This window comes from Sphingosinicella flava, from assembly GCF_016025255.1.
Classification (GTDB): Bacteria; Pseudomonadota; Alphaproteobacteria; order Sphingomonadales; family Sphingomonadaceae; genus Allosphingosinicella; species Allosphingosinicella flava.
In genome coordinates this window covers 2,253,996-2,270,301 of sequence record NZ_CP065592.1, presented here as the reverse complement: position 1 = coordinate 2,270,301, position 16,306 = coordinate 2,253,996, and the positions used below count along the sequence as shown (strand labels likewise).

General features: G+C 64.0%; 14 protein-coding genes. 11 read left to right on the top strand and 3 right to left on the bottom strand.

Translation table 11 applies throughout. The features are described 5' to 3' along the window. The first annotated feature begins 96 nt into the window (after positions 1 to 96). From IC614_RS11590 to IC614_RS11545, 10 genes are all read left to right on the top strand, one after another. Entirely contained in the window at positions 97 to 1,629 is a 1,533-nt protein-coding gene (locus IC614_RS11590) for an acyl-CoA carboxylase subunit beta (protein WP_200971613.1), read from the top strand. Continuing rightward, on the top strand, positions 1,610 to 2,050 hold the full coding sequence (locus IC614_RS11585; RefSeq protein ID WP_226372654.1) for an NUDIX hydrolase: 441 nt from the start codon (positions 1,610 to 1,612) through the stop codon (positions 2,048 to 2,050). The genes IC614_RS11590 and IC614_RS11585 overlap by 20 nt, the downstream gene beginning before the upstream one ends. Further along, entirely contained in the window at positions 2,047 to 2,466 is a 420-nt protein-coding gene (gene mce / locus IC614_RS11580) for a methylmalonyl-CoA epimerase (RefSeq protein ID WP_200971612.1), read from the top strand. Before IC614_RS11585 ends, mce begins: the two co-directional genes overlap by 4 nt. A 135-nt stretch (positions 2,467 to 2,601) precedes the next feature. Then, positions 2,602 to 4,884: a methylmalonyl-CoA mutase gene (scpA, locus tag IC614_RS11575; protein ID WP_200971611.1), complete on the top strand. Its 2,283-nt coding sequence runs from the start codon at positions 2,602 to 2,604 to the stop codon at positions 4,882 to 4,884. Between the two features lie 86 nt (positions 4,885 to 4,970). Then, the gene (bioB, locus tag IC614_RS11570) at positions 4,971 to 5,954 is read left to right on the top strand and encodes a biotin synthase BioB (protein ID WP_226372653.1); all 984 of its coding nucleotides are present in this window, start codon (positions 4,971 to 4,973) and stop codon (positions 5,952 to 5,954) included. Beyond that, on the top strand, positions 5,951 to 6,805 hold the full coding sequence (locus IC614_RS11565) for an alpha/beta hydrolase (RefSeq protein WP_200971609.1): 855 nt from the start codon (positions 5,951 to 5,953) through the stop codon (positions 6,803 to 6,805). The genes bioB and IC614_RS11565 overlap by 4 nt, the downstream gene beginning before the upstream one ends. Beyond that, positions 6,787 to 8,769 (top strand): acetyl-CoA carboxylase biotin carboxylase subunit, encoded by a 1,983-nt coding sequence (locus IC614_RS11560; protein WP_200971608.1) that lies wholly within the window; start codon positions 6,787 to 6,789, stop codon positions 8,767 to 8,769. Before IC614_RS11565 ends, IC614_RS11560 begins: the two co-directional genes overlap by 19 nt. A 23-nt stretch (positions 8,770 to 8,792) precedes the next feature. Beyond that, positions 8,793 to 10,040, top strand: coding sequence for a TCR/Tet family MFS transporter (locus tag IC614_RS11555; RefSeq protein ID WP_200971607.1), 1,248 nt, complete (start codon positions 8,793 to 8,795; stop codon positions 10,038 to 10,040). A 224-nt stretch (positions 10,041 to 10,264) separates the two neighbouring features. Continuing rightward, positions 10,265 to 11,563, top strand: coding sequence for a DEAD/DEAH box helicase (locus IC614_RS11550; RefSeq protein ID WP_404829130.1), 1,299 nt, complete (start codon positions 10,265 to 10,267; stop codon positions 11,561 to 11,563). Between the two features lie 99 nt (positions 11,564 to 11,662). Further along, positions 11,663 to 13,654: a TonB-dependent receptor gene (locus tag IC614_RS11545; protein WP_200971605.1), complete on the top strand. Its 1,992-nt coding sequence runs from the start codon at positions 11,663 to 11,665 to the stop codon at positions 13,652 to 13,654. A gap of 4 nt (positions 13,655 to 13,658) precedes the next feature. Here IC614_RS11545 and IC614_RS11540 read toward each other — a convergent pair whose 3' ends face one another. Genes IC614_RS11540 through IC614_RS11530 form a run of 3 tightly spaced genes read right to left on the bottom strand, consistent with a single transcriptional unit; the run spans position 13,659 to position 15,110 of the window. Then, complete coding sequence (locus IC614_RS11540; RefSeq protein WP_200971604.1) at positions 13,659 to 14,141, bottom strand: DNA-deoxyinosine glycosylase; 483 nt, start codon at positions 14,139 to 14,141, stop codon at positions 13,659 to 13,661. Positions 14,142 to 14,200: 59 nt separating this feature from the next. Continuing rightward, a complete protein-coding gene (locus tag IC614_RS11535) occupies positions 14,201 to 14,737 on the bottom strand; it encodes a hypothetical protein (RefSeq protein ID WP_200971603.1) in 537 nt (178 codons plus the stop codon). Between the two features lie 19 nt (positions 14,738 to 14,756). Beyond that, complete coding sequence (locus IC614_RS11530; protein WP_200971602.1) at positions 14,757 to 15,110, bottom strand: hypothetical protein; 354 nt, start codon at positions 15,108 to 15,110, stop codon at positions 14,757 to 14,759. A 211-nt stretch (positions 15,111 to 15,321) separates the two neighbouring features. On the opposite strand from IC614_RS11530, the gene glpX reads away from it, so the two are divergent. Then, positions 15,322 to 16,302, top strand: a complete 981-nt coding sequence (gene glpX / locus IC614_RS11525; RefSeq protein ID WP_200971601.1) for a class II fructose-bisphosphatase — start codon at positions 15,322 to 15,324, stop codon at positions 16,300 to 16,302. Positions 16,303 to 16,306: the final 4 nt, after the last annotated feature.

Sequence of the window (16,306 nt, the reverse complement as noted above, 5' to 3'; positions counted from 1 at the left end):
GGGTGACGCGAGTGGGGGATATCCTGCACCTCTGCATTGCCTTTTGCCTCCGCTCCTGAAAAAGGGATCGGCAAGAACAGGTGAGAGGAACCTCCTTTGGCGACCACGATCGAGGAACTGGAAGACCGGCGCGAACGGGCGCGGCTGGGCGGCGGGCAGGCGCGCATCGATGCGCAGCATGCCAAAGGTCGGCTGACCGCGCGGGAGCGGCTCGACGTGCTGCTCGATCCGGGCAGCTTCGAAGAATATGACATGTTCGTCGAGCATAATTGCGCCGACTTCGGCATGGAGAGCCAGAAGGTGCCGGGCGACGGCGTCGTCACAGGGTCCGGCACGATCAACGGCCGCCTCGTCTACGTTTTCGCGCAGGATTTCACCGTCTTCGGCGGATCGCTGTCCGAACGCCACGCGCAGAAGATTTGCAAGATCATGGACATGGCGCTGAAGGTCGGCGCGCCGGTGATCGGTTTGAACGATTCCGGCGGCGCCCGCATCCAGGAAGGCGTTGCCTCTCTCGGCGGCTATGCGGAAGTGTTCCAGCGCAACGTGCTCGCGTCCGGCGTGGTGCCGCAGATCAGCCTGATCATGGGCCCGTGCGCGGGCGGCGCGGTGTACTCACCCGCAATGACCGACTTCATCTTCATGGTGAAGGATTCAAGCTACATGTTCGTCACCGGGCCGGACGTGGTGAAGACCGTCACCAACGAAGTCGTGACGCAGGAGGAATTGGGCGGCGCCGTCACCCACACGACCAAATCGGGCGTCGCCGACGTGGCGTTCGAGAATGACATCGAGGCCCTGCTCGCGACCCGCGACTTCTTCGATTTCCTGCCGCTGTCGAACCGCCACGATCTGCCGACGCGGCAGACGACCGATCCGTGGGACCGGATCGAGGACAGCCTCGACACCCTGATCCCCGACAGCGCGAACAAGCCGTACGACATGCACGAGCTCATCCGGAAGGTCGTCGACGAAGGCGATTTCTTCGAGGTGCAGCCGACCCATGCCGGGAACATCCTCTGCGGTTTCGGGCGGGTCGAAGGCCGAACGATCGGCATCGTCGCCAACCAGCCGATGGTGCTGGCCGGGGTGCTCGACATCAACAGCTCGAAGAAGGCCGGGCGCTTCGTCCGCTTCTGCGACGCCTTCGACATTCCGATCGTCACCTTCGTCGACGTGCCGGGCTTCCTCCCCGGCGTCGCGCAGGAGCATAGCGGCATCATCAAGCATGGCGCGAAACTGCTCTTCGCTTATGCCGAAGCGACCGTGCCGAAGATCACCGTCATTACCCGCAAGGCCTATGGCGGCGCCTATGACGTCATGGCCTCAAAACACCTGCGCGGTGACCTCAACTACGCCTGGCCGTCCGCCGAAATCGCGGTGATGGGCGCCAAGGGCGCGGTGGAGATCATCTTCCGCAAGGACATTGGCGATCCCGAAAAAATCGCGGAGCGCACGCGCGAATATGAGGAACGCTTCGCCAACCCCTTCGTGGCGGCAAGCAAGGGCTTCATCGACGAGGTGATCATGCCCCATTCCACGCGGCGGCGGATCGCCCTTGGCCTGCGCAAGCTGCGCGACAAGCAGCTCGAAAACCCGTGGAAGAAGCATGACAACATCCCGCTCTGACATGGGCGCGGACAACGTCATCCGGATCGTCGCCGGGCTGGTTATGGATGAGGATGGCCGGACCTTACTCGTCCGCAAGCGCGGCACGGCGGCCTTTATGCAGCCGGGCGGCAAGATGGCCGATGGCGAAGAGCCGTTCGCAGCTCTTGAGCGTGAAATCCGGGAAGAGCTTGGTTGCGGCGTGAAAGCCGGTTCGAGCCAGGAGCTGGGCCATTTCATCGCACCTGCTGCGAACGAGCCGGATTGCACGGTCGATGCCCAGCTTTTTGCCGTGACTTTGGATGGCGAGGCAAAAGCTCAAGCGGAGATCGAGGAAGCGATCTGGATCGATCCCGCCAAGCTCGACGGACTGACCCTGGCGCCGCTGACGGCAAACCATGTCATGCCCTTGGCGCGCGAAATGAAAGGTTTGAACGCATGACGCTAGGCCGTCTGAATCATGTCGGTGTCGCGACCCCTTCCATCGAGAAGAGCATTCCGATCTATCGCGACCTGCTTGGCGCGACGAAGATACATGAGGCGTTCGACTTGCCCGCGCAGGGGGTGCGGGTGTGCTTTGTCGATACGCCCAACAGCCAGATCGAGTTGATCGAGCCGCTGGGCGAGACCTCGCCGATCCTGAAGTTTCTGGAGAAGAATCCGCTTGGCGGGCAGCATCATGTCTGTTTCGAGGTGCCCGACATTCATGCCGCCAAGGCCGAGATGGAAGCCAAGGGCGCCAAGGTGCTGGGCGAGCCGCGCATCGGAGCGCATGGAACGCCGGTGATCTTCGTGCATCCCAAGGACATGGGCGGGGTGCTGGTGGAATTGATGGAGGCTCCCAAAAGGGAGCATTGAATTCTCCCCCCACCGTTCGTGTCGAGCGAAGTCGAGACACGGCGTCGAGCGGAGCCGAGACTTCTCTTGCCTCGGCTCCGCTCGGAAGGGCTTCTCGACTTCGCTCGAAGCGAACGGTTTTTTGGGTATTTGATTATGAGTGACACGAACAAACCCACGCGCGCCGATTGGGAGGCGCTGGCCCAGAAGGAAGTGAAGGGGCGCGATCTCACCTGGCAGACGCCGGAAGGGATCGCGGTGAAGCCGCTTTACACCGCCGAGGATGTCGCGGGCATCGATCCCGGCCTCCCCGGCTTCGCGCCATTCACGCGCGGGGTGCGCGCGTCCATGTATGCGGGCCGCCCGTGGACCATTCGCCAATATGCGGGCTTCTCAACCGCCGAGGAATCGAACGCTTTCTATCGCCGCAACCTCGCCGCCGGGCAGAAGGGGCTCAGTGTCGCCTTCGATCTCGCCACGCATCGGGGCTATGACAGCGATCATCCGCGCGTCGTCGGCGATGTCGGCAAGGCGGGTGTGGCGATCGACACGGTCGAGGACATGAAGATCCTGTTCGACGGCATTCCGCTCGATCAGATGTCGGTTTCCATGACGATGAATGGCGCGGTCATCCCGATCCTCGCTTTCTACATCGTCGCGGCGGAGGAGCAGGGAGTCCCTCAAGGTGCGCTGGACGGCACGATCCAGAACGACATCCTGAAGGAGTTCATGGTCCGCAACACCTATATCTATCCGCCTGAACCCTCGATGCGGATCATCTCGGACATCATCGCCTACACGTCCGAGAATATGCCCAAGTTCAACTCCATCTCCATTTCCGGCTATCACATGCAGGAAGCCGGGGCGACGCAGGTGCAGGAGCTCGCCTTCACCATCGCGGACGGCAAGGAATATGCGCGGGCGGCGATGGCGACCGGGCTCGATCTCGACAAGTTCGCCGGGCGCCTCTCCTTCTTCTTCGCCATCGGCATGAACTTCTTCATGGAAGTGGCGAAGCTGCGCGCGGCGCGGAAATTGTGGCATCGGGTGATGACCGACCTTGGCGCCAAGGACGAACGGTCCAAGATGCTCCGCACCCACTGCCAGACGAGCGGCGTGTCGCTCACCGAGCAGGATCCGTACAACAACGTCATCCGCACAACCGTGGAGGCGATGGCGGCGGCGCTGGGCGGCACCCAGTCGCTCCACACCAATGCGCTCGACGAAGCCATCGCGCTTCCGACCGATTTCTCCGCCCGCATCGCGCGCAACACCCAGATCGTGCTGCAGGAGGAAACCGGCATTACCAATGTCGTCGATCCCTTGGGCGGCTCTTATTATGTCGAGGCGCTGACGCAGGAGCTTTACGACAAAGCCTGGAAGATTATCGAGCGCGTCGAGGCCGAAGGCGGCATGGCGAAGGCCGTGGCCGCGGGCTGGCCCAAGGCGATGATCGAGGAAGCCTCCGCCGCCCGCGCCGCGCGCGTCGACAAGGGCGAGGACGTGATCGTCGGCGTCAACCGCTATCGCCTCGCCGATGAGGCCGAGATCGACATCCTCGACGTCGACAATCATGCAGTGCGCGAGGCCCAGATCCGCCGCATCGAGAAGGTGAAGGCGGAGCGTGACGAAGCCGAGTGCCAGGCGGCGCTCGATGCGCTGCGGGAAGGGGCGCGCTGCAATCCTCCCCGGTACGGGGAGGGGAACCATGCGCAGCATGGTGGAGGGGCAGGCACGAACCCCTCCATCGCGCCAGCCCCTCCGTCAGGCGCCGGGGCGCCTGCCACCTCCCCGTTCCGGGGAGGATTTGAGAACAACCTCCTCGCCCTCGCCGTGGAGTGCGCACGCGCCCGCGCCACGCTCGGCGAAATCTCCTCCGCGATGGAAGACGTGTTCGGCCGCTACGGCACCAATCCGCAGCCGGTGAGCGGCATCTACGGCGGCGCCTATCGGGATGACGGTCGTTGGAAGATGCTGCGGGAGGGCGTCGGCTCCATCGAACGGCGCAAGGGCCGCAAGCCGCGCATGCTCGTCGCGAAAATGGGGCAGGATGGCCACGATCGCGGCGCCAACCTGGTGTCTTCCGCCTTCGGCGACCTGGGTTTCGAGGTCGTCGCGGGTCCGCTATTCCAAACGCCGAAGGAAGCCGCCGATCTCGCCATTGAAAGGCAGGTCGACGTGGTCGGCGCCTCCAGCCTTGCCGCCGGGCACAAGACCCTGATCCCCGAATTGATCGGGCACCTCCGCGACGCGGGCCGCAGCGACATTAAGGTGATCGCCGGCGGCGTTATCCCGGCGCAGGATTATCAATTCCTCCGCGACGCGGGCGTGCAGGGGATTTTCGGCCCCGGCACGAACCTGGTGGACGCGGCGGGCGAAGTGTTGAAATTGCTCGGCCACAATGTGCCACCGGCCGGGCCCGATGAGGATGAAGAATGAACAGTTGCTCCCCTTCCCCGTTCGCTTCGAGCGCAGTCGAGAAGCGGCCAGACACGGTTCTCGACTGCGCTCGAACCGAACGGGACGTGAGGCAGGATTGGACCCGCGAGGAAATCGCGGCCCTGTTCGACAGGCCGTTCCTTGATCTGCTCTACGAAGCGCAGAGCGTTCATCGCGCTCACCATCCGGCGAACGAGGTGCAGCTGTCGACGCTCCTCTCCATCAAGACCGGCGGCTGTCCGGAAGATTGCGGCTATTGTTCGCAATCCGCTTCCGCCAAATCGGGCCTCAAGGCCGAAAAGCTGATGGACGTGCGCGCAGTGTTGCAAGCGGCGGCCGAAGCCAAAGACAATGGGTCGGGCCGTTTCTGCATGGGTGCGGCCTGGCGTAACCCGAAGGACCGCGACATGCCCGCCATCGTCGAAATGGTGAAGGGCGTGCGCGCCATGGGGCTCGAAACCTGCATGACATTGGGCATGCTGACGCCGGATCAGGCGCGAATGCTCGCCGATGCAGGGCTCGATTATTACAACCACAATATCGACACGAGTCCGGAAAATTACGCCAATATCATCTCGACCCGCACCTTCGAGGACCGGATCGAGACGCTGAACAATGTCCGCGTAGCGGGGATCAACGTCTGCTCCGGCGGTATCGTCGGCATGGGCGAAACGCGCGAGGATCGCGTGGGCTTCATCCATGCGCTCGCCACGCTTCCGGCTCACCCCGAAAGCGTCCCCATCAACGCCCTGGTGCCGGTGAAGGGCACGGTGCTCGGCGACATGCTGGCCGATACGCCGCTCGCCAAGATCGACGATATCGAATTCGTCCGCACCGTCGCGGTAGCGCGTATCACCATGCCGCATTCCATGGTCCGCCTGTCCGCGGGCCGCGAAAGCATGAGCGAAAGCACCCAGGCGCTTTGCTTCATGGCGGGGGCGAATTCAATCTTCACGGGCGACAGGCTTCTCACGACCGGCAATGCGGGGGGCGATGCCGATAGCGCCTTGTTCGCCAAGCTGGGGCTGAGGCCGATGATTGACGATCCGGCCAGGGAAGAGGCCGCGTGATCAAAGCCCTACTCTCCGCGATTCTGCTGCTCACGGCACCTGCCGTCGCGGATCCGGTTCCGATCACGATCGGCGAGACTCATCGTGTCGCTTCCCGCCATCTGGGCGAAGAGCGCGCGGTGAACGTCTATCTGCCGGACGGCTATGGCGATGGGACGAAGCGTTTTCCAGTCCTCTACCTGGTGGACGGTGGATTAGAGCAGGACTTCCTGCATATCGCCGGAACGACGCAGCTGGGCGGCATTTGGGCCCGTTCATTGCCGATCATCGTCGTCGGCATCGAAACCAAGGACCGGCGGCGCGAATTGATCGGCCCGACGGCCGACGCGAAGCTGCTCGCCCAATATCCTACGGCAGGATCTTCGGCCGCTTTCCGGGCCTTCATTCGAGACGAGGTGAAGCCGCTCGTCGAAAAAGCCTACCGCACCAATGGCGAAGATGCGGTGCTGGGGGAATCGCTGGCTGGTCTCTTCATCGTCGAAACTTTCCTCACCGAACCGGCATTGTTCGACCGCTATGGCGCGGTCAGCCCCAGCCTATGGTGGGACAATGAACGTTTGTCCTATGAGACCGCCTTCCGGCTCGGGAGGCGAGAGGCAGCCGATACACGCCTGTTCCTAACCATTGCCAATGAAGGGCGGGAAATGCAGAGCGGCGTCGACCGCCTAGTCGCAGCGCTTGCCGCCAATCCTGCCAAGGCAGGGCAATGGTGCTATGTGCCGCATCACGAGGCGACCCACGGCACCATCTACCACCACGTGTCGCCCGAAGCGTTGCAATATCTCTTTCCCACACCGGTCAACCACGATCCCGAAATCGGATTCACAGTCGCATGTTCAAAAAAATCCTGATCGCCAATCGCGGGGAAATTGCCTGCCGCGTCATCCGCACGGCGAAGAAGATGGGCATCAAGACGGTGGCCGTCTATTCCGACGCCGACGCGCGGGCGCCGCATGTGCGGATGGCGGATGAAGCGGTGCGGCTGGGGCCCCCGCCTGCGAGCGAGAGCTATTTGCTGGCCGACGCGATTATTGCGGCATGCAAGGCAACCGGAGCGGAAGCCGTACATCCTGGCTACGGCTTCCTGTCCGAGCGGGAAAGTTTTGCCCGCGCCTTGGCCGACAACGGCATCGCTTTCATCGGGCCGCCGCCGAAGGCCATCGCCGCGATGGGCGACAAGATCGAGTCCAAGAAGCTCGCCAAGGAGGCGGGCGTTAACGTGGTGCCGGGCTATCTGGGGGAAATCGCGGATACGGACGAGGCGGTCCGCATCGCAGGAGAGATCGGCTATCCGGTGATGATGAAGGCCTCGGCGGGCGGCGGCGGCAAGGGCATGCGCCTCGCTTATAACGAGCAGGATGTGCGCGAGGGCTTCGAGGCGACGAAGCGCGAAGGCCTCGCCAGCTTCGGCGACGATCGCGTGTTCATCGAAAAGTTCATCGAAAGCCCGCGCCACATCGAGATCCAGGTGCTGGGCGATCAGCATGGCAATATCGTCTATCTTGGCGAGCGCGAATGTTCGGTGCAGCGCCGCCACCAGAAGGTGGTCGAGGAAGCCCCCTCTCCTTTCGTCACCCCTGAAATGCGCAAGGCGATGGGCGAGCAGGCCGTCGCGCTGGCCCGCGCCGTCGGCTATTATAGCGCGGGGACGGTGGAGCTCATCGTGTCGGGCGCGGATACCACCGGCAAGGGTTTCTACTTCCTCGAAATGAACACTAGGCTTCAGGTCGAGCATCCGGTGACGGAGGAAGTCACCGGCCTCGATCTCGTTGAGCAGATGATTCGCGTCGCTTACGGAGAGAAGCTCGCCTTCACGCAGGCTGATGTGAAGCTGACCGGCTGGGCGATCGAGAACCGCGTCTATGCCGAAGACCCCTATCGGGGCTTCCTGCCATCGACAGGACGCCTCAGTCGCTACCGTCCCTCACCTGCCGGCAATGGCGTCCGCGTCGACGATGGCGTGTTCGAAGGCGGCGAAGTGTCGATGTTCTACGATCCGATGATCGCCAAGCTCATCACCTATGGCGCGACACGCGAAGAAGCGATCGACAAGCAGATCGCCGCGCTCGACGCGTTCGAGCTCGGCGGCATCGGCCACAATGTCGATTTCCTCTCCGCGCTGATGCAGCATCCGCGCTTCCGCGAGGGCCGCCTCACCACCGGCTTCATCGCCGAGGAATATCCGGAGGGCTTCCAGGGCGCACCCGCGAGCGCGGAGCTTCGCCGCAGCCTCGCGGCGCTCGGTGCGATGGTCGCGACGGCGGAAGCAGTCAGGGCGCGGCATATTGACGGGCAGCTCGGCGCGCCGCTCGATCCGCCGTCTGTATGGGTTGCGCGGATCGATGGCGAGGATTTCGAGGTCGCGGTGCTGGACGGCGACGTCACCGTGTCCGGCGCGGCCTTCCATGTCGAGGTCGATTATACGCCGGGTCAACGCCGTGTGGACGCGCTGATCGACGGCAAGCCGCTCACCGTCCAGATCGAGCGCAAGGGCTCGTCCTGGCTGTTCACCACGCGCGGCGCCAAGCATAAGGTACGGGTGCTCGACCCGCGGACGGCCGCGCTCGCCGCTCATATGATCGAGAAGACGCCGCCCGATCTTTCCAAATATCTCCTCTGCCCGATGCCCGGACTGCTCACCCAGCTCCATGTCGCGGAAGGCGACAAGGTGGAGGCTGGGCAAGCGCTTGCGGTCGTCGAAGCGATGAAGATGGAGAATATCCTTCGCGCAGAGAAAGCGGGCACGGTGAAGAAGGTCGAAGCCAAAGCCGGCGACAGCCTTGCCGTGGATGCGGTTATCGTCGAATTCGAATAAGCGAAGAGCAGGGCGCGAACATCATGACGGCTGCCGTTCGCGCACGCTACAATCCAGCTCTCGGCTTCATCTTCGTGACGGCGTTTCTGGACGTGATGGCGATGGGGATCGTCATTCCGGTGCTCCCCGCATTGATCTTCGAATTTACCGGATCGAATGCGGAAGCGGGCATCTATAACGGCCTGTTCGTCGCGCTCTGGGCGGGCATGCAATTCATTTTCTCGCCGGTCATCGGATCCTTGTCCGACCGCTATGGGCGCCGGCCGGTCATCCTCATCTCAGCGGCCGGGCTTGCGGCCGACTTCGCGCTGATGGCGCTGGCCCCGAACCTTTGGTGGCTGGCGGTGGGCCGCATATTGGGCGGGCTCACCTCGTCCAGCTTCACCACCGCTTTTGCCTATATGGCGGACATTACGGAGCCGGAAAAACGGTCCCGCGCCTATGGCCTCATCGGGGCGGCGTTCAGCGGCGGTTTCGTCGCGGGGCCGATGGTCGGCGGCATATTGGGCGAATGGGGTCCGCGCGTGCCCTTCTGGGCCGCGGCGGGTCTTGCGGGTCTCGCCTTTCTCTACGGCCTGTTCGTTCTTCCGGAATCGCTGCCGGAGGACAAGCGCATGGCCTTTTCCTGGACCCGGGCGAACCCCTTTGGGGCGCTGCGCCTCCTGCGCTCGCACCCGGAACTCTCGGGCCTCGCGATCGTCAACTTCCTCCTTTATTTCGCGCATCACGTCTTTTCGGTGGTGTTCGTCCTCTACGCCGCCTTGCGCTATGGCTGGGGCACGTGGGAAGTGGGCCTTGGCCTTGCCCTGTGGGGCGTGCTCGACATCCTGGTGCAGGCGGTTCTGGTAGGTCCAGCGGTCAAACGCTTCGGCGACAGGACGGTGATGGTCTGCGGACTCATTGTCGGTGCGGTCGGACTTGGCCTCCTTGGCTTCGCCCCCACCGGCGCGTGGTTCGTCGCGGGCATCTTTGTCAGTGCGCTATGGGGGTTCGCCATGCCGACGCTGCAATCCCTGATGACCCAGCGCGTATCGGAGCAGGAACAAGGCCAGCTTCAAGGCGCCAATATGAGCGTCGGCAGCATCGCGGGCGTGGCTTCCCCTTTGTTCTTCGGTTTCGTCTATGCCAATTCGGTCGGCGCCAAACCCGTCATCGATCATCCCGGCCTGTCCTTTTTCCTGGCGGGAGCAACCCTTATGGCGGCGGCCATGCTGGGCTGGGCCGTCGTCCGGCGCGAGGTCAGGCGAGAGACTAAAACCCCCTTTACTTGACTTTCCCGTTCATCTTCGCCAAATGCCTCCCACGCGAAGTTGCTAGAGGCAGCGTGATCGCCCGCATTCGGGCCGGCCTCCTTCGCCTTTCCTAGGCTCTCCCTTTTCACGCGGGTTGGTCAAAACCCGCCGCGTTTTCGCGCGCCATTCAGGCTGCGCGGACGCCGCTTTTTGCGAGTTCCACCATGATTGAATTTTCTACCCTCGGCCTTTCAGAGCCGATTATGCAAGCGCTGGCTTTGAAGGATTACGGCCAGCCGACGCCGATCCAGGCGCAGGCCATTCCGCTGGTGCTGAAAGGCCGCGACCTTCTCGGCATCGCGCAGACCGGCACCGGCAAGACGGCCGCCTTCATGCTGCCCTCCATCGACCGCTTGATCCTGTCCAACAAGCGTCCGCAACCGCGCACCTGCCGCATGCTGGTGCTCGCGCCGACGCGCGAGCTGGCCGGACAGATTGCGGAGAATGCCAAGGCTTATAGCCGCTTCGCGCATCTCTCCGTCGCGACCGTGTTCGGGGGCACGTCGATCAACAAGAACAAGAACGACGTCGCGCGGGGCGTCGACGTCCTGGTCGCAACGCCGGGCCGCCTCCTCGACCTGATCGAGCAGGGCTTCCTGACGCTGCGCAACGTCGAAGTGCTGGTGCTGGACGAGGCAGACCAGATGCTCGATCTCGGCTTCATCCATGCCCTGAAGGCCATCGTGAAGCTGTTGCCGTCGAAGCGCCAGACCCTGTTCTTCTCAGCCACCATGCCGAAGACGATCAAGGAACTGGCCGACCGCTTCCTCACCGATCCGGCGGAAGTCGCGGTCACGCCAGCGGCGTCGACCGCCGAGCGGGTCGAGCAATTCGTGACCTTCGTCAATACGCAGGAGAAGCAGGCCCTTCTCACCATCGCGCTGCGCGAGGGTTTCGAAACGCACAAGATGGACCGCGTTCTCGTCTTCACCCGCACCAAGCACGGCGCCGACCGCGTCGTTCGCCTGCTCGCGGGCAACGGCATCGCCTCTAACGCCATTCACGGCAACAAGAGCCAGCCGCAGCGCGAGCGCGCGCTCGGCCAGTTCCGGTCGGGCGAAGTGAAGATTTTGATCGCCACCGACGTCGCGGCGCGCGGCATCGACATTCCGGGCGTCAGCCACGTCATCAATTTCGAGCTTCCGAACGTGCCCGAACAATATGTCCACCGCATCGGCCGCACCGCCCGCGCGGGCGCCGGCGGCATGGCCATCGCCTTTTGCGCGGACGACGAGCGGGCTTACCTCAAGGGCATTGAGAAGCTCACCAAGCAGAAGGTGGAAGTGGTGCCGCTGCCCGAAGGCTTCCTGGCCGAGGCGGAGCGGATCAAGAACAGCCGCGTCATGCCTGCCCAGGCTTCGGGTCATGCGGCGCGTGGGTCCGGCGGCGGCGAAGAGCGCGAACGCAATCGCGTGAAGCGCCCGAAAAGCCGCCGCCCGAATTTCGGGCACAAAGGCGTTCCCAAGAGCAATCGGGCGAAAAGACGCGCTTCGGGACGGTAATCGCCGCTCCTCTTTCCGTCATGGCAAAGGGAGGCCCTGTCTCGTTTCGAAACCATTTGACCGGGTGACGAAACGGGGAAGGATCGTTATGCCGCCGGCATGAATCGCTTCCCTTTGCTTTTGACCTTGATCTCCGCTCCCGCTTTTGCCGAAGAGATCGTGGTGACCGGCCGCGGCCTTCCAGCCAGCGCCGGTGACCGCGCCTATGACGTGACGGTAATCGATCGCGACCGTCTGACGACCTCCGCGTCCGGCCGCCTCGACGATATTCTGCGCGATGTGCCGGGCGTTCAAAACTTTCGCCGTTCCGACGCGCGGTCGGCCAATCCGACCAGCCAGGGCGTGACGCTGCGCGGCCTCGGCGGCAATGCGTCGAGCCGGGCGCTGCTCATTCTGGACGGCGTGCCGCAGACCGATCCGTTCGGCGGCTGGATCAATTGGCCGGCTTACGACCCCGAACGCCTGGGCGCCGTCCGCGTGATCCGCGGCGGCGGGAGCGGCCTCTACGGTCCCGGCGCGCTTGCGGGGACGATCGAGCTGACCAGCGCGGGTCCGGGCGACATTGGCGGCGCACATGGGAGCCTATATTATGGCAGCCGCGACAGCCTCGACGCGCGCGCCGGCTGGAGCGGAGGGCTTGGCGCCGGTTTTGCCGCGATATCGGCCAATTACGGGCGGGGCGACGGCTTCACGCCCATCGTCGCGGATCAGAGGGGGCCGGTGGACCGGCCCTCCCCCTACGAACAGGCAAGCGTCGGAGTGCGCGGCGCCGCGCCGCTGTCCGCCGACGTGGAAGTGCAGGTGAGCGGCACGGTCTTCACCGATCGCCGCGAGCGCGGCACGCCGCTCAGCGCGAACAGCACGACCGGAGCGGACGCATCGTTGCGCCTTGTGGGCCCGGACCGCTGGTCGGCGCTTTTCTACGTTCAAACCCGTGATTTCTACAACAGCTTCGCCAGCGTGAACGCCGCGCGGACGCAAGCCGTGCGGGTGGCCGAGCAGGTGAGCGTTCCTTCCACGGGCCTTGGCGCTCGTGTCGAATGGATACCGCGCGTCGCGCCCGATTTCACGCTGCGGGTTGGCGGCGACTGGCGCCAGACGTCCGGCGAAACGCGGGAAGGTTTTTTCTTCGTCAACGATGTGGCGACGCGCGGGCGGGTTGCGGGCGGGACCACGGATGTTTTGGGCCTGTTCGCCGATGGCGCCTGGGAAACCGAAGCCATGACGATCAGCCTCGGCGGCCGGATCGACCATTGGGCCATTCATGACGGCCGCCTGACGGAGAAGGTGTTCGCCACCGGCAGGACGCTGACCGGCATCGCGTTCGACGATCGCAGCGGCTGGCGCCCGACCGGGCGGATCGGCGCCGCCTATCGTCCCGGCCCGGCTCTCACCCTTCGCGGCGCCGCTTATCTCGGCTGGCGCCTCCCGACGCTGAACGAGCTGTACCGGCCATTCCGGGTGGGCGCGGAAACGACGCGCGCCAATGCCGGGCTCGCGCCGGAGCGGCTGAGGGGGATCGAGGCGGGGATCGACTATCGCCCGCTCTCCACCGCGCGTCTCGGCCTCACCTTGTTCGCCAACCGCCTCGACGATCCGATCGCCAACGTGACGATCGGCCCGAACCTGCGCGAGCGCCAAAATCTGGGCGGCATCGAAGCGAAGGGCGCGGAGTTCGACGCCTCGCTCGGGATCGGCGCGTGGACGCTGTCGGGCGGCTATTCCTATGTCGATGCCAAAGTGATCGCGGGCGGCCCGGCGGCGGGCCTGAATGGCCTGCGCCCCGCGCAAACGCCGCGCCACTTTGCCAGCACCACGCTCGGCTGGCGCGGCCTGGCGGGTGCCCATGCCTCGGTCACGGCCCGATATACCGGCGATCAATATGAAGACGATCTGGGTGAGCGCACATTGCCGGATGCGCTCACATTCGACGCCGCCGCCGGGGTGCGGCTGACGCCTTCCCTGGCGCTCGCCCTTCGCGCCGAAAACCTGACCGACACGCGCGTCGTCGCCACCTTGTCGAGCGACGGGCTGGTCGAACGGGCGGCGCCGCGCACTTTGTGGGTCGGGCTTCGTTTCGGCGCGCAGTGACCGGTTAGAGGAAGGCGCGCAATTCCATCCATTTCTCGAGCTTGCTTTCGAAGGAAAGCGTGTAAGCCGGGCTGCTCGACGGCAGGGGAAGAAGAACCAGGGCGCTTCCGGCCAGCAGGCGCCGTCCGGCAGCGAAGGCGGTACCGCCGTTGAAGCCGACCGCACGGAGCGCCGGGAGCGCTGCCGCCAATCCCGCCAGATCGTTGGTCTCCGGATCGCGAATGGCGGCGTCGAGGCTTCCCGCCCGGCGCGCCGATGCGACGACATCCCAAAGCCCGACTTTCGCGGCCCGCAAGGCCTCCAATCGCTGAAGGTAAGGGAGAGGCACGAGCGGCCGTTCGATGACCCCGCTCATCAGCCGCCAGAATTGATTCAGCGGATTTCCATAATATTCCGCTTTCGCAAGCGATTGTTCGCCCGGAAGACTGCCGACGATGAGGATCCGGCTCTGGCTGTCGGCGACCGGCTGGAAACTGATTTTGCGCATGAAAATGCCCTGCCAGCAAAGCGCGGGCAGGGCATCATCAATCTTCGTTTTTCAAAGGCTCAATTGCTGATGGCGTAAGTCACCGTGTTCTTGGAATCGACGTCTTGCAAGATCAGCTTCTTGGGCTTGAAGCCCTTGGTGTTCGGGAAACCGAGCTTGATTTTTGCCTTCTCGCCCGGCCCCAGCTTGATCGTATCCTGGATGGGGGGGAACGATCCCGACGGCCCGATGGCCTTGCCGTCGTAAAGCTCGCCCCAATTCACGCGAGATTCATCGCGCTCGTTCAGCAACGTCACCTTGAGTTCGGAAGCAGTGAGCCCGGCGGTGGACTTACCCTTGTTGATGACGTCGACCACCATCTGATAATGCCCGTCCGACGCCGCGCCGAAGCTGGAAATGCTGAAAGCGAAAGTCGGAAAGCCTTCATAAGCGGCATTGGTGACTTTCTGAACGCCTTCAATGGTTCCACTGGGCGAAATGCCGGCCGCGGCCGGCGTGGCGGCGGCAAGGAGAGCAGCGGCTGCGGCGGCGCTGAAAAGAGAAGAAGTGAACGTCATGGCTTGTCTTTCTTGCGTTGGCTGGACGCGCCAGCCCAATCAGAAGGAATGAAACCGGTCAGCAACCGGTCTTCATATTTTCTTCGGCCGTAGCCGCTTCATCGACGGCGACACGAGTCGTTTCACCTGCGACCACGCCGCCCAGACCGCCTCCGGCAGCATGATTGGCCAGCACGCCCGCAAGGCCAGTCTTCTTGATCGCGCCGAACAAGCCGCCGCCCTTCTTCTTGCAGGGCTTGGCCTTCGCCGTCTTCACCGGCTTGGCATTTTCTTCATAAGGCCCGCTCGCCTTGCCGGTCCGTTCGATCGGCGTCAGCTTGATCTGCGCCTGCGCAACGCCGGCGGACATGACGGCCAGGCCGAGCAACCCAATTTTCACCGCGCGAGCCGCGCGAAACGTCGATATCGTCATAAGCAATCTCCCCCTCTGTTATCGACTGAAATTACAGCGGAATTCCTCTTCTAGTCGACGAACCCCATGGATCGGGTCGACGACTCAAGCCGTTATCAATCATAGGACGGCTTTCAGCCAGATTAATGCGGCCTTATCCATTCGCGCCGCGCCTCGACATTGCCCCGCCCCTCCCTTATCGGCATCGGCAAACAAGACAGGATGAGGACATATGGCTGGAAATGCGCTCGATCGCGTGCTGGTTCTGGAAATGGTGCGCGTGACGGAGGCGGCGGCGGTTGCCGCCTCGAAGCTCATCGGGCGCGGCAATGAAAAGGCCGCCGACCATGCCGCCGTGGAAGCGATGCGCGAGGCGCTCAACCAGCTGGAATTCGACGGCACCGTCGTCATCGGCGAAGGCGAACGCGACGAAGCGCCGATGCTCTATATCGGCGAAAAGGTCGGCGCGGCGCAGGGCAGCGGTCCGCGCATCGACATCGCGCTGGATCCGCTCGAAGGCACGACCATCACCGCCAAGGCCGGTCCCAATGCCCTCGCCGTCCTCGCCATTGCCGAGGAAGGCGGGCTTTTGAACGCACCGGATGTCTACATGGACAAGATCGCCATCGGCCCGGACTATCCCGACGGTACCATCGATCTCGCCAAATCGCCGGCCGACAATATCCGCGCGCTCGCCGCCGCCAAAGGCGTCCAGCCCTCCGACATCATCGCCTGCGTCCTCGATCGCCCGCGTCATGAAAAGCTGATCGCCGAGCTCCGGGCGCTGGGCTGCGGCATCATGCTCATCCCGGATGGCGACGTCGCGGGCGTGATCGCGGTCACCGATCCCGATACGACGATCGACATCTACATGGGCCAGGGCGGCGCGCCCGAGGGCGTGCTGGCGGCCGCGGCGCTGCGCTGCGTCGGTGGCCAGTTCCAGGGCCGCCTCGTCTTCCGCAACGAGGATGAACGCGCCCGCGCCGCGCGCTGGGGCGTTCAGGATCTCGACCGCATCTATCATCTGGAAGACCTCGCCAAGGGCGACGTGATCTTCGCCGCGACCGGCGTGACGGACGGCTCGCTGCTGGAGGGCGTCAAGCGCCGCAAGGGCTGCATCACCACCCAAAGCGTCGTGATGCGCGCCAGCACCGGCACCGTGCGCTGGGTAAAAGGCGAGCACCGCCACGAACCAGGCCATCATTGCGAGTAGGACC